Raw genomic sequence first — 13,918 nt, 5'->3', positions numbered from 1 at the left:
ATTCTAGACTTTAGGAAAAGAAAGGAATTTTTAATTTCTCTTGATTAAAAATCTTCACCAATCACAATTAATCGATCGCGCTCACTAAATCGAATTTTTTTTAATTTTGGTGGATTTAAAACAATGCCATAGCCTTGAAATTCTTTTGTTCCCGCATGAGAACAGCGATAACCAATCGCAATTTCTCGCTTTTTCTGGGCTGCTTTCATTAAAGTGTAAAACGAAACGGGTTCATGGAGTTGAATATAATTAGAAATCGGTTTTAAGTAAATTTCACAGCCGTTGGGTTCTAATAATTCGTTAATCACATCACTACATAAAGGATTTTCTGCAATTTGAGAAATCATTAAACTGGTGAGGCGATCGCTGACAATAAAATCATCTACCTGCGCGATCGTTGCTAACTGTTGATTCCGACTATCCATCATCTCACTGGTAATCGAAAAATGATAACCCCCTTCTTTGGCAATTTGTCGTAGATGAAGAAGAGAGGTTAAGGTGATTCCGTCTGCTTCTTCTGCATCTAAATTATCAGAATAAGCGAGGAGAATAATATGATCAATGACTTGTAACGGGAGACGATTTAAAAGTTGGCGATCGGTAATATCTCCTGTTTGAAACAAAACGCTTAAATGTTCTAAGTGTTGTAACTTGGGATTCGTTTCTTGCGCGATCGTGTTGTCTTCTGCAATCACTGTTGCCACTGATCCAAAACAAACATAAGCATCCAGTTTCTGAATAATGGTTTCCGCTTGTTCATTCCAACCTAAAATGAGAAACTTCTCTGGTTTTTTGCCAACAGTTTTATTACTTAAAGACGGTTCTGCAAACTTAATTCGTTCTCGATTGTCCCAAAATTTAATCTGGCGATAATTATCAGCAATCACAATCATTTCATCGCCTTCTCTTAAAATTGTATGGGGAGAAGGTTTTAAACAAGGATTGCCATTTTCAGGACGATATCCAATAACGATCGCGTTTTCATAAGCAAAGATACTTTCTGAAAACGTTTCCCCGACTAGGGTAGTAACGGGGTCAAAATAAATTTCATTTCCCGCAAAAGATAGCAGTTCTAAATACACTCTCGATAAACCTGGTTGACGGCAAATTTGGGCAATAATACGGGCAATAAAATCACCAGTTAGCACAAACTCAACCCGATCTTTGCCCACTGTTTCTGCAATTTGTAAGTTTTTCGGGTTTTGAATTTCAGTGACAATGCGATAAGGTTCATTGCGACGTTCTGGGTTATTAGAAAGAGCTAAAAGAGTTTTAATAACACTGGTGTCAGGATTACTATTTTGTTCAGGAGGAAGAATGATAATGGATTTGGCAAAATCTAAATTGGTAATTTTTAAGTCAATTAAGTCTGTCGCAATTCCTTGACGACAAATCACCCGAATGCGACGATTTTTGCGGATGCGTGTTCGCACTTCTTCTTCCATTTCAACTTTATCTTTATCCCCGAGAATAACTACCGTAACTGGAACACGGTCGTCATCAATTAATAATAATTCGGACAGAATAGGAAAGACTTGTGTGGACCAACCTAAAATAACAATATGATCCGATTCTAAAACTTGCGATCGTCCACGACGCAGTTGATAAAGTTTCCCTTCAATTCCCGCAACAATCAACCCGATAATAATACTGACTGTAAATAAATTAAAGAGAATTAAAATGAGCATACTCACTCGCGTGGGCCAGGGTAATCCTTCTGTGGGATCCCAAGAAATTAAGGTAGTAACTAAAAACGTCCAAATCTGATCCGCTAGGGTGGGTTGAGACGCATAACCACTTTCCCAAGTAATAAAAGAAACACTCAGGACAACCACGCCACCAATAACAATCAGCCAACCCAGTAAAGCAATCGATCCTCTCGAAAGAAGATTATCAAAAGCATATCTTAATCGTTCGCGCCAAGGAGGATTTGTCATCGGAGTTGTCTCAGTTACGATTCAATCAAAATTTAGCAAACATTATCAGATTAATTTCCGCAAAGAGGCGGATTCAGAAAAATTGTATTTAAGATAAATTCAAGGTATAGCGTTTCCTAGTTGGTTGAGGTACGTAATGCGAGTCGGTGGATGTTCATGGTTCATGGTTCATGGTTCATTGATTAACAACCAAAAAATAACAAAGAACGAAGAACAAAGAACAAAGAACAAAGAACCAAAATTTAGAATGTACCTCATGAGATTGGGAAGTGCTATATCACTATCAATTAACATGATCAGTTAAGTCTATGCAGTTACCTGGAATGGGTAAAGTTCAGCATCCAGTGCGTTGGGTTGTGGGAATCCTTGCTGTGGGAACGTTTACCGTCGGAACAAGTGTTTATGTCTTGAGTCGCAACAAGCAAGAATACAATTGGGAAGCGTTAACGGTTCCCGTCAAACAAACTAATTTACAAGTGACGATTGAAGCGAGTGGTACAGTGCGACCGGTTCAAAGTGTTAATATTAGCCCGAAAACAGCAGGACGTTTAGAAGCCCTGTATGTGGAACAAGGCGATCGCGTGGAGAAAGGTCAAGCCATTGCGGTGATGGAAAATGATCAATTTCAAGCCCAACTCGATCGCGCACAAAGTAATCTCGCAGAAGCTCAAGCCCGTCTCGCCGAAGCAAAAGCAGGATCGCGCATTGAAGAGATTGAACAAGCCAGAGCAGGTTTAGAACAAGCAAAAGCCCGTCTCGCCGAAGCAAAAGCCAGGATTCCCGAAAATATCGCTCAAATTCAGTTTCAGGTGGAGTCGGCACAATCTCGGTTTGATCTGGCTCAAGATCGCCTTGATCGGAATCGAAGGTTATTAACAGAAGGCGCGATCGCGCAAGATCGCTTTGATGAGGTGGAAAATGAATATCGCAGCGCCCAAGCAACCCTCGCCGAAGCCCGAAAACGCCTCCAACAAGCGCAAAAAACAGATCGCCCTGAAGTCCAACGCTTAGAAGCAGAAGTCGCCCAAGCCAGAGCCAATCTGCAACAATTAGAACGGGGAACACGGAAAGAAGAAATTGATCGTTTAGAAGCTGCGGTTAACGCTGCAAAAGCCCAGTTTCGGGAAGCGCAAATTCAATTTGAAGATACCACTGTCAAAGCTCCATTTGCAGGAATTATCACCCAAAAATACGCCACAGAAGGCGCGTTTGTTACACCGACCACCTCTGCTTCTAGCACCGCTGCTGCAACCTCTACCTCTATTATTGCCCTAGCTGAAGGTTTAGAAATTCTGGCGAGAGTCCCGGAAGTGGATGTCACTCAGTTAAAGAAAGGTCAAGCCGTTGCAGTTAGACCAGATGCGTTTCCTAAAGAAGTTTTTCGGGGAAGAGTCAAATTAATCGCCCCCGAAGCAGTGGTTGAGCAAAATGTAACCTCCTTTGAAGTGAGAATTGAGTTGCAGTCGGGGTTAGAGCAACTACGCTCGGGAATGAATGTGGATGTGACGTTTTTAGGGGAAGAACTTACTGAAACCCTTGTCATCCCAACGGTTGCGGTGGTCACTCGTGAAGGAGAAACAGGCGTGATTGTCGTTAACGAGGAAGAGGAAGCAGAATTTCAACCCGTGACCTTAGGCTTAACCATTGAAAACCAAACTCAGGTTTTAGAGGGCTTAGATGAGCGCGATCGCGTGTTTATTGATTTACCAGAAGAATTAAGAAGACAAACTCAACTAGAAAACTCTTGACACTCCCATCGCGCGAGATTCTGGTCACTACTCAAACGGTCATATCCAACAACGGTAATAACAGGGTGACAAAATAATACACCAACGGTGCAGTAAACACATAACTATCCGTGCGATCTAAAATTCCCCCATGTCCAGGAATTAATTGTCCCGAGTCTTTCACCCCAGCATCCCGCTTAATCATCGACTCCGTTAAATCCCCTAACAGGCTGCTCACCCCAATCATCACCCCTAAACACAAACCACTGATCCACCACAAATTCCAGTCTAGATACCATGCTCCCCAAACCGCGACGATGATGCTGCCGAGAAAGCCAAAAATTGCCCCTTCCACTGTTTTTTTCGGGCTAATGTCAGACAACCGCGTTTTCCCTAAAAATTTACCCATCACATACGCGCCGATATCCGCAGCCCAAATACAACCAAAGGCGAGAAAAGTTAAGGTCAGTCCTCGGGGACAACTGGCTAAATCTAACCAAGACTCGGGCCAATAACCGTTAAACGGTAAAATGGTTTCTACATCCTGATCCATGCCGACCCGCAGCCGAATCCAATAGCTGGGTAAATAACCGCCATAAAACAGCCCGAGCAGAGAGGTGGCAATGTCAGCAATTGTAGATAATTTGGGGAGAAACAGCAAGTAAAAGCAGATGAGACTTCCCGCAACTGGAAACATCGCATCCGTTAAGTTGGGCGCGATCGCGGGGGTAATCAAGAGTAACTGGGAAACAACCAATGTCGTCTTCGCCGCCGGTGCAATGCCTTTTGCCCGCACTAACTGAAAATACTCGAGTTGCCCTAAAAAGACAATCACACAAAATCCGATCGTAAAATACCATCCGCCCAAGATAATCATTCCGAGGGCGACTGTGATGGCGATAATAGCACTAATAAGGCGACTCCAAGACATAAAAGAGATTCCAAAAAGGGTTAAGCGTGTTTTCCCAAGTAAAGAGATATTTCTCTATTATCTAAAATTTTCGTAACAATTGACGGATTGCACAAGGAATCAATTCAACGATAACCCGCAATTTTGCGATAAATTATTTTCAGAATCTGTTTGAAGAAAGGTAATTGTCTATGAAAGTCTGCGAGTACCAACCTGGTTTAGAAGGAATTCCAGCAGCCCGCTCTGCAATCAGTTATGTTAATGGTGCGGAAGGGATTTTAGAGTATCGAGGAATTCGTATTGAAGAACTCGCAACCCACAGTAATTTCTTGGAAACGGCTTATCTCCTCATTTGGGGGCAATTACCCTCACCAGCAGAATTAGAGAGCTTTCAACAGGAAGTGCGCTATCATCGCCGAATTAAATATCGGATTCGGGACATGATGAAGTGTTTCCCTGAATCGGGACATCCCATGGATGCGCTACAAGCCTCAGCAGCAGCGTTAGGGTTATTCTACTCCCGTCGCGCCCTTGATAACCCAGAGTATATTCGAGAAGCAGTGGTTCGTCTCCTCGCGAAAATTCCGACTATGGTCGCTGCGTTTCAGTTGATGCGGAAAGGGAATGATCCCGTGCAACCGCGAGATGATCTCGATTATGCGAATAATTTTTTGTATATGCTCACCGAGCGTGAGCCTGATCCGTTTGCAGCGCGGGTGTTTGATGTTTGTTTAACCCTTCATGCCGAACATACCATTAACGCTTCTACGTTTTCGGCGATGGTGACAGCATCCACCCTTACCGATCCTTATGCGGTGATGGCTTCTGCGGTGGGAACGCTAGCCGGTCCGCTTCATGGTGGCGCAAATGAAGAAGTGATTGCCATGTTAGAAGAAATTGGTTCGGTGGAAAATGTCCGTCCTTATGTGGAAAGCGCAATTGAAAACAAACAAAAAATTATGGGCTTTGGTCATCGCGTTTATAAAGTTAAAGACCCCAGAGCCGTTATCTTACAGGAACTAGCAGAAAAACTCTTTGAAAATGTTGGCTATGACCAATACTACTTTATTGCCCTAGAATTAGAGCGAGTGATCGAAGAAAAACTGGGTCATAAAGGCATCTATGCCAATGTTGATTTTTACTCAGGCTTAGTCTATCGCCATTTGGGCATCCCCACTGATTTATTTACCCCCATTTTTGCCATTGCTCGCGTTGCGGGATGGTTAGCCCATTGGAAAGAACAATTAGCGGTGAACCGCATCTTCCGACCGACACAAGATTATGTCGGCGAACACAATCGCTCTTATGTCCCAATTGAGAAACGGTAATCGCACCGATAAGCAGAATCATCCGTTTTCCCTCTAGGAGTTGACCGTAAGAACGATATACTGGTCGGTAGGAAACAAATCTTAATTAAAAGTGATTAATTTTTGGGGACAATCTATTACCCGATTAATCTCAATCATAATGTAAAATGAATCCGCAAAACGCATGAATTCAGGAATTGATCTCCGAACAAGTTTTATTGAATCACTAAAAACCTTTGGGGTTCCGCCAGGGGCAGCAAAAGCCCTGTGGATGCCCTTACCGATGTTTTTAATGATTATTGCAGCAACCGTTGGTGTATTAGTCACCGTTTGGTTAGAACGGAAAATTTCTGCTGCTGCCCAACAGCGCATTGGCCCCGAATATGCAGGTCCTTTAGGGGTTTTACAGCCTGTTGCTGATGGGATTAAACTCGTCTTTAAAGAAGACATCACCCCAGCGAAATCTGATCCCCTGCTATTTACGTTAGGGCCAGTTCTGGTCGTGATTCCAGTATTTTTATCCTTTTTAATCGTTCCCTTTGGTCAAAACCTGATCATCACAGACTTGGGAATGGGAATCTTCCTCTGGATTGCCCTTTCTAGTATTGCCCCCATTGGCTTGCTGATGGCGGGGTATGCGTCTAATAATAAATACTCCCTCATTGGCGGACTGAGGGCTGCTGCACAATCCATTAGCTACGAAATCCCCCTTGCCCTTTCTGTCCTCGCGATCGTGATGATGTCTAATAGCCTCAGCACGATTGATATTGTGGAACAACAAGCAGGCTATGGGATCTTAGGCTGGAATGTGTGGCGACAACCCGCAGGATTTCTCATTTTCTGGATTGCTGCCCTTGCTGAATGTGAACGCCTTCCCTTTGACCTACCCGAAGCAGAAGAAGAACTGGTTGCAGGGTATCAAACCGAATACTCAGGGATGAAATTTGCCCTGTTCTATCTCGGTTCTTACGTGAATCTGGTTCTCTCCGCCCTGTTATTTGCCATTCTCTACCTCGGTGGTTGGGAATTTCCCGTTCCCCTCAGTCAAATGGCAGATTGGCTTGGAGTCAGTCAAGATACACCATGGTTACAAGTCTTAACCGCTTCTCTCGGGATTACCATGACTCTCGTTAAGGCTTACTTTTTAGTCTTTATCGCCGTCTTACTCCGTTGGACGGTTCCCCGGGTTCGCATTGACCAACTCCTTGATTTAGGCTGGAAATTCCTCCTCCCAGTATCACTGGTTAATTTACTGCTCACCGCAGGGCTAAAACTTGCTTTTCCAGCTTTCTTTGGCGGTTAATCGCTTTGTTTCTGTCTGCCAACACCATCTGAAGCAACAATAACAAGACTTATGTTTAACATTCTCAAACAAGTCGGTGACTACGCGAAAACGTCTTGGCAATCGGCAAAATATATTGGTCAAGGGTTATCGGTAACCTTTGACCACCTACGCCGTCGTCCCGTTACCGTTCAATATCCCTACGAAAAAGTGATTCCATCAGAACGCTATCGCGGTCGAATTCACTTTGAATTTGATAAGTGTATCTCCTGTGAAGTTTGCGTTCGCGTTTGTCCGATTAATCTCCCCGTTGTTGATTGGGAGTTTGAAAAAGTCGGTAAGAAAAAACAGAAAAAACTCAAACACTATAGTATCGACTTCGGCGTTTGCATTTTCTGTGGCAATTGTGTGGAATATTGTCCCACCAACTGCATCTCCATGACAGAAGATTACGAACTCGCCAGCTTTGATCGTCACGAACTCAACTATGATAATGTTGCCATGGGGCGCATTCCCTATAAAGTGACTCAAGATCCAATGGTGACTCCGCTTAGAGAGTTTGCTTATCTCCCGAAAGGAGTGAGCGATCCCCATGATTTACCAGAAGGATCATTGCGGGCGGGTCGTTATCCCCAAGACATTCTTGAGGAACTTCAAGATCAACAAGAAGAAGACAAGAAAGAAGAAGCCAGTAAAAATTAACTGGCAAAAACACAGAAATGAGGTTGATAGTCAACTAATTGTAATCCCTCATTAGAATGAGAAAACGCGCCTTCTTCTATAGAAGGCGTAATCTCTTGTAGTCGCTTTCAAAAATCAAGAATTTAAGGAAAGTAATCGTGGATTTAGCACAAGGCGTTCAATTTGTATCGTTTCTCGTTTTAGCAACGATGATGTTTGCTGCTGCTTTAGGAGTTGTCCTCCTTAGAAACATCGTCTATTCTGCCTTTTTATTAGGTGGGGTTTTTATTAGTATTTCAGGGCTATATTTATTACTGAATGCGGAATTTGTCGCAGCCTCTCAAATCTTAGTTTATGTCGGTGCGGTCAATGTTTTAATTTTATTTGCCATTATGCTGGTCAACAAAAAAGAAACCTTTCCTGCCATTAGTCGCAGTTGGATTCGCAGTGTGGCAACGGCTTTAGTTTGTATTGGTTTATTTGCTTTATTGGGAACAATGGCGATTTCTACCCCTTGGTCCATTGCCGATCGCGCAGGCGTGGTCACCGATGGCTCAATTATTAAAATTGGCAAACATTTCTTTAGTGATTACCTCTTACCCTTTGAACTGGCCTCTGTTCTTTTATTAATTACTATGGTAGGCGCGATTATTCTTGCCCGTCGCGATTTAATTCCCGAAGAAAAACAGCCCGATTTAGCGCAAACGGAAGCCTATCAACTGCAAGAACGTCCCCGAGAACTCATTTCTGTGGGACAAGATCAATCTGAAAATTAAGTTAAGAATCAGGAATAAACGATGGAATTACAATTAGAATATTACTTAATTCTTGCTGCTGGTTTATTTTGCATTGGCATTTATGGCTTAGTGACCAGTCGCAATGTGGTTCGTGTATTGATGTCGATTGAATTGTTACTGAATGCGGTAAATTTAAACTTAATTGGCTTTTCTAGTTTTGTTGACCCCGTTGAGATCAAAGGTCAAGTCTTTTCTGTTTTTGTGATTATTGTTGCAGCAGCAGAATCAGCCGTTGGTTTGGCGATTATTCTTGCCATTTACCGCAACCGCAATACCGTCGATATGGAACGGTTTAATTTACTGAAGTGGTAACAGTTCTCTTCTCCTAAAAGCCATCAGAACCACCGAATATTATTCTGAAATCAGAGGCTACTCAAATCAGTAGCCTCTTTGGTTTCATCGTCCCCTTTGTATTAAAAAATGAGGTTCAATTTATGTTATCTCAATCCATGACAGATGCCCTAAACAAACAAATTAACTGGGAGATGTATTCCTCGAACTTATACTTGCAAATGAGTTCTTGGTGTGCATTTAAGGGCTTAGATGGTTGTGCTGAGTTTCTCAATGAACACGCAAACGAAGAAAGAATGCACATGCAGAAACTCTTAGCTTATGTTAATGAGACAGGAGGTTTAGCAATTTTAGGGCAAATTGATGCCCCACCGACTCAATTTGAATCCGTGAAAGATGTCTTTGAAAAAACCTTCCATCATGAACAGTTAGTGACTGCAAAAATTAATGAGTTAGTCCATCAGGCTTCCACGGAAAAAGATTACGCAACGCTTCAGTTTTTACAGTGGTATGTTGCTGAACAACATCAGGAAGAATTTTTATTCAAGAGTATTCTCGACAAGATTGAAATGATTGGTACCCAAGGACAAGGAATCTTTTTCATTGATCGAGAAGTGGGACAGATGTTGACGCAAAAAACACAAGAATCTACTGCAATGACAACGGCACAAAATGGTGACGTGGGAACGGCTTAATTAAGAATGTCATGACAAATTAGCAATCAAATTTTCCTGTAAGGACAAGGGATTAATCCCTTGTTTTTTTGTGAAACAAGGAGACCAAAAAACAAATATATGTCTATACAGTTAAAATTTGTTACAATTGCAAATTAATATCTTCTATGAATGAGTAAACTTTAATTACAACTAGTTGAGAATCTTTTGTAATAGACAATTCACGATCAATCCGTTAAAACCTATGAAATTTCAACGCCCTCACTTTAAACAGAAGCAGCACCGACACGGGAGAAAACAATCTTTTGGTAACGATCGCGCGGTTGATGGGTCTCAAGGATTTCCTTTAACCGAAGTCCAGTCAGGTCAGCAGGTGCGCTTAATGGGGGTGCGCGATCGTCGAGTCCAACGCTTGCTTAACCGAGGACTCAGTCCAGGGGATGTTTTAACCATTCTCAACGTGCAAAACAGTGGCTCAGTTTTGGTGAGTATGGGAGAAATGCGTCTCAGTATTGGTGCAGGGCTAGCTCAAGATTTAATGGTGATGGAGTTAAACCCATCATTAATGGAAGAAAAAGAGAGTGAGACGAAAATGTCCCTCAATGACTTATCTGTAGGCGCGATGGGGAAAGTGGTGAGTTATACTCAAGCAGCCAGAGAATATAAAGGGAAATTGCTTTCGATGGGGCTAACCCCAGGGGCGCGTTTCACAGTGACCCGAGTTGCGCCTTTAGGCGATCCGATCGCGATTACCGTGCGTGGCTTTCATCTCAGTCTTCGTCGTCAAGAAGCCGCGGGATTGCTGGTTGAGGAAGTTGAGTCATAAAAGGAAGTAAGCATGAGCAAACCAACCATCGGATTAATTGGGAATCCGAACTGTGGGAAAACGACTTTATTTAATGCCTTAACCGGAACCAATCAACGGACGGGAAATTGGCCTGGGGTGACCGTTGATCGGAAAGTGGGAGCTTATCAACATAACGGACAAGAGATTACCATTGTTGACTTACCAGGGGTTTATTCTCTCGATATTACCGAAGCGGATACGGGATTGGATGAACGGGTGGCTCGGGATTATCTGCTCGCTGAAGAAGCAGACTTAATTGTCAATATTGTTGATAGCGCGAATCTCGAACGCAATCTGTATCTCTCTGCACAATTAATGGAAATGGGTGTTCCGTTGATTGTCGTTTTGAATATGATGGATGTGGCAAGGAAGCGGGGGCTGAAGGTGGATGCAACCGCCTTATCGCAACGTCTGGGTTGTTCGGTTGTGCCTTTAGTCGCCACGCAATCCCAAGCTCTCCCCACCCTGAAAGCTGCCATTGAGGAAGCCCTACAAAAACCCCAATCCCTACAGATGATTCCCTATCCCGCAGCCGTAGAAGAGGCGCTGCGAGAACTGGTTCCTTGGGTGGCGGATCATGCAAAGCATCGCGTGGTTAATCCCCGTTGGATTACCCTGAATCTTTTGGCGTATGACGATCAGGTTGCGCCAGAGTTAAGCACTCCAGAATTAGTGACTAAAATAGCTGAACAGCGTCGCCACATTCATCAAAGACTGGGGGAAGATTTAGATATTATTATCGCTGACAGTCGCTATGGTTTTGTTCAGCATATTGTCCAGAGTGCAACCGAGAATCAGCGAGAACTGGCAAAAACGCGATCTGATCAGATTGATCACATTATCCTCAATCGGTGGTTAGGGATTCCGATCTTTTTGGGCGTGATGTATCTGATGTTCCTATTTACGATTAATGTGAGTGGGGCATTTATCGACTTTTTTGATATTGCTGCGGGTACAATTTTTGTCGATGGGATGCGAGTGCTACTGTCAAATGTGAATGCACCCGGTTGGTTGATTGCACTGCTTGCAGATGGGGCTGGCGGTGGAATCCAAACCGTAGCCACTTTTATTCCTGTGATTGGCTTTTTATTCCTGTTTTTATCGGTTTTGGAAGATTCAGGATATATGTCTCGGGCTGCGTTTGTGATGGATCGCTTGATGCGGTTTGTGGGATTGCCAGGGAAATCGTTTGTACCGATGCTGGTGGGGTTTGGTTGTAATGTGCCAGCGATTATGGCAACCCGAACCCTAGATAATGCGCGCGATCGCGTGTTGACAACGGTAATGACCCCGTTTATCTCCTGTGGCGCACGCTTGCCTATTTATGCCCTGTTTGCTGCTGCGTTTTTCCCCGTGGGGGGACAAAATGTTGTCTTTGGATTGTATTTAATCGGGATTTTAGCGGCTGTTTTTACCGGCTTAGTGCTGAAGCAAACCTTGCTACGGGGACAAACTTCTGCCTTTATTATGGAACTTCCCCCGTATCATCTTCCTCGTTTCAGAGGTGTTCTCATTCGCACTTGGGAACGTTTGCAAGCCTTTATTGCCAAAGGCGCAAAAGTCATTGTGCTGATGGTCATGGTCTTAGGCTTATTAAACTCCGTTGGGGTTGATGGTTCTTTTGGCAACCAAAACACGGGTAACTCAGTCTTGAGTGCCACCAGTCAAGCGATTACGCCGATTTTTTCGCCGATGGGCATCACTCAAGAAAATTGGCCCGCAACCGTGGGCATTTTTACGGGAATGTTTGCGAAAGAAGCGATGGTGGGAACGCTAGATAATCTTTATACGCAACTTGCTGCTAATCCCAGTTTGAATGCAGGATCAACTGACTTTGCATTTTGGGGTCAGATGCAAGCAGCGATCGCGACGATTCCCGCTAATCTTGCTGAACTTCCCAGCACTTTACTCGATCCCTTAGGGCTTAATATTAGTAATAGCACCGTTACAGAACCCGCCGTGGCGAGCAGTACTTTTGGGGAAATGGCACAACGGTTTAATGGCAAGGCAGCAGCTTTTGCTTATTTGCTCTTTGTTCTGCTGTATTTCCCCTGTGTGGCAGCAACAGCAGCCATTTATCGAGAAACAAACTGGGGTTGGACACTATTTACGATTAGTTGGACAACCGGACTCGCCTACTGGGTGGCAACGTTATTCTATCAGGTAGCAACCTGGCAACAACATCCTGTTTCTTCTCTGGGTTGGGTGATTTTGCTGACGTTGGTGATGGTCGTGACGATTCAAGGATTAAAGGTGGCGCGTCCCCTGAGACGAAAACACGCCTAACTTTAATCTCCTCGGAAAGATGATGGAGAGACAAGAAAAACAATACTATACTAAGACCGAACTGAAAGAACAGGGCTGGACTGACGGCGCAATTAAAAAATTCTTGGGGAAACCTGATCGGGAGTCCCCAAACCCCTACTCCAAGAAAAAACCCACCGTGAAACTGTTTGATATCGATCGCGTTCGGGAAGTCAGGGAATCTGAGGCTTGTCGCAACTGGTTTCAGAAGATGGAAAAACGCCGTCACCAGCGCCAACAACGAGAAGCAGAAAAAATTAGGCAGCTTCAGGCTTTCAGAGAAGAATATCCCTACCTCAAGCAGACAGAGGTTTCGTTTAGTCGCGAACGATTGATGAATGCTTCCGGGCCCCTTCCCGAAGGTTGGGCAGAAACAGCAGAAGTGATCGTCACTGAAATGTTGCAGCGATCGCGCTGGTATCCTGTGTGTCGATTGATCAGAGAATTTCACCGAGATTTCCCAGTTGGTTGCAACCCAGAACCCAGAATTAAGCAATTAGAAGACAAGATTGCCTCAGAAGGCTGGCAGGGTTATCCTCTCATTGCCAATCAAATACCAGATGAGGACAAGGTCATTCGCCAACAGAAGCAAAAAACTTTTCTTTGGACAGGGGCACATCGCCTAGAAGCCCTCAAACGACTCTACGATCAAGGTCAAATTAGCGACCGATTTCTGGTTCCTGTGTTCTTCTTAGATCCACAATGGACTTGGCTAACCGCAAAGTTACCCCGAGAAGATCAATGGGCGAGATCTTGTGAACCGACACCTTGGATATTGAAGATTCTTTCCAAAGAAGGATCGGGATTTTTTGAACTGATCACTGGTATGGATAATTGGTAAACCATACTTAAGCTCATCCCCCGACCTTCGCTTCGGCAGGGCTGTTTCATTCTCCCCCTTAAATTGACAGGACAAGTCCTGAAAGCGTTTTGAATTATATGAAATACAAAAAAGTGTGCGACATACCTATCCCCCCAACCCCCTTAGAAAGGGGGGCTAATGGGGGATTATTAAACCAGTTTTATGTAGCAACCATAAGTGGATTCCATATTATTTCTGTCTCAATTGAGTGATTTAATAATGTTGTTCGCATCTAATCGCGTTTCAAATTAAGCAATTGTGCTATTGATAATGATATCCTCGTTTATAGTCTTTAGTCC

At 43.7% G+C, this 13,918-nt stretch carries 12 protein-coding genes; 10 read left to right on the top strand and 2 right to left on the bottom strand.

Features of this window, described 5'->3' with window-relative positions:
* Nucleotides 1–44 precede the first annotated feature (44 nt).
* The gene (locus PCC7418_RS08385; RefSeq protein ID WP_015225741.1) at nucleotides 45–1,937 is read right to left on the bottom strand and encodes a TrkA family potassium uptake protein; all 1,893 of its coding nucleotides are present in this window, start codon (nucleotides 1,935–1,937) and stop codon (nucleotides 45–47) included.
* A 308-nt stretch (nucleotides 1,938–2,245) separates the two neighbouring features.
* Here PCC7418_RS08385 and PCC7418_RS08380 point away from each other — a divergent pair, with 308 nt between their 5' ends.
* Entirely contained in the window at nucleotides 2,246–3,685 is a 1,440-nt protein-coding gene (locus tag PCC7418_RS08380; protein ID WP_015225740.1) for an efflux RND transporter periplasmic adaptor subunit, read from the top strand.
* 31 nt (nucleotides 3,686–3,716) lie between these two features.
* Here PCC7418_RS08380 and PCC7418_RS08375 read toward each other — a convergent pair whose 3' ends face one another.
* Nucleotides 3,717–4,595, bottom strand: a complete 879-nt coding sequence (locus tag PCC7418_RS08375) for a phosphatidate cytidylyltransferase (RefSeq protein WP_015225739.1) — start codon at nucleotides 4,593–4,595, stop codon at nucleotides 3,717–3,719.
* 170 nt (nucleotides 4,596–4,765) lie between these two features.
* Here PCC7418_RS08375 and PCC7418_RS08370 point away from each other — a divergent pair, with 170 nt between their 5' ends.
* The 9 genes from PCC7418_RS08370 (at nucleotide 4,766) to PCC7418_RS08330 (ending at nucleotide 13,598) form a co-directional block, all read left to right on the top strand.
* A complete protein-coding gene (locus PCC7418_RS08370; protein ID WP_015225738.1) occupies nucleotides 4,766–5,902 on the top strand; it encodes a citrate synthase in 1,137 nt (378 codons plus the stop codon).
* Nucleotides 5,903–6,065: 163 nt separating this feature from the next.
* Nucleotides 6,066–7,184 (top strand): NADH-quinone oxidoreductase subunit NuoH, encoded by a 1,119-nt coding sequence (gene nuoH / locus PCC7418_RS08365; protein ID WP_015225737.1) that lies wholly within the window; start codon nucleotides 6,066–6,068, stop codon nucleotides 7,182–7,184.
* A gap of 51 nt (nucleotides 7,185–7,235) precedes the next feature.
* The gene (ndhI, locus tag PCC7418_RS08360; protein WP_015225736.1) at nucleotides 7,236–7,865 is read left to right on the top strand and encodes an NAD(P)H-quinone oxidoreductase subunit I; all 630 of its coding nucleotides are present in this window, start codon (nucleotides 7,236–7,238) and stop codon (nucleotides 7,863–7,865) included.
* Nucleotides 7,866–8,002: 137 nt separating this feature from the next.
* Nucleotides 8,003–8,620, top strand: coding sequence for an NADH-quinone oxidoreductase subunit J (locus tag PCC7418_RS08355; RefSeq protein WP_015225735.1), 618 nt, complete (start codon nucleotides 8,003–8,005; stop codon nucleotides 8,618–8,620).
* A gap of 21 nt (nucleotides 8,621–8,641) precedes the next feature.
* A complete protein-coding gene (gene nuoK, locus PCC7418_RS08350) occupies nucleotides 8,642–8,953 on the top strand; it encodes an NADH-quinone oxidoreductase subunit NuoK (protein WP_015225734.1) in 312 nt (103 codons plus the stop codon).
* A 122-nt stretch (nucleotides 8,954–9,075) separates the two neighbouring features.
* The gene (gene ftnA / locus PCC7418_RS08345; protein ID WP_015225733.1) at nucleotides 9,076–9,627 is read left to right on the top strand and encodes a non-heme ferritin; all 552 of its coding nucleotides are present in this window, start codon (nucleotides 9,076–9,078) and stop codon (nucleotides 9,625–9,627) included.
* Nucleotides 9,628–9,850: 223 nt separating this feature from the next.
* Nucleotides 9,851–10,432 carry a FeoA family protein gene (locus PCC7418_RS08340; RefSeq protein WP_015225732.1) on the top strand — a complete coding sequence of 194 codons (582 nt, stop codon included), beginning with the start codon at nucleotides 9,851–9,853 and terminating at the stop codon, nucleotides 10,430–10,432.
* A 12-nt stretch (nucleotides 10,433–10,444) separates the two neighbouring features.
* Nucleotides 10,445–12,739, top strand: coding sequence for a Fe(2+) transporter permease subunit FeoB (gene feoB, locus PCC7418_RS08335; protein WP_015225731.1), 2,295 nt, complete (start codon nucleotides 10,445–10,447; stop codon nucleotides 12,737–12,739).
* A gap of 19 nt (nucleotides 12,740–12,758) precedes the next feature.
* Nucleotides 12,759–13,598, top strand: a complete 840-nt coding sequence (locus tag PCC7418_RS08330) for a hypothetical protein (RefSeq protein ID WP_150107042.1) — start codon at nucleotides 12,759–12,761, stop codon at nucleotides 13,596–13,598.
* Nucleotides 13,599–13,918: the final 320 nt, after the last annotated feature.

Source organism: Halothece sp. PCC 7418, assembly GCF_000317635.1.
Classification (GTDB): domain Bacteria; phylum Cyanobacteriota; class Cyanobacteriia; order Cyanobacteriales; family Rubidibacteraceae; genus Halothece.
This window is presented reverse-complemented; position numbering and strand designations above follow the sequence as displayed.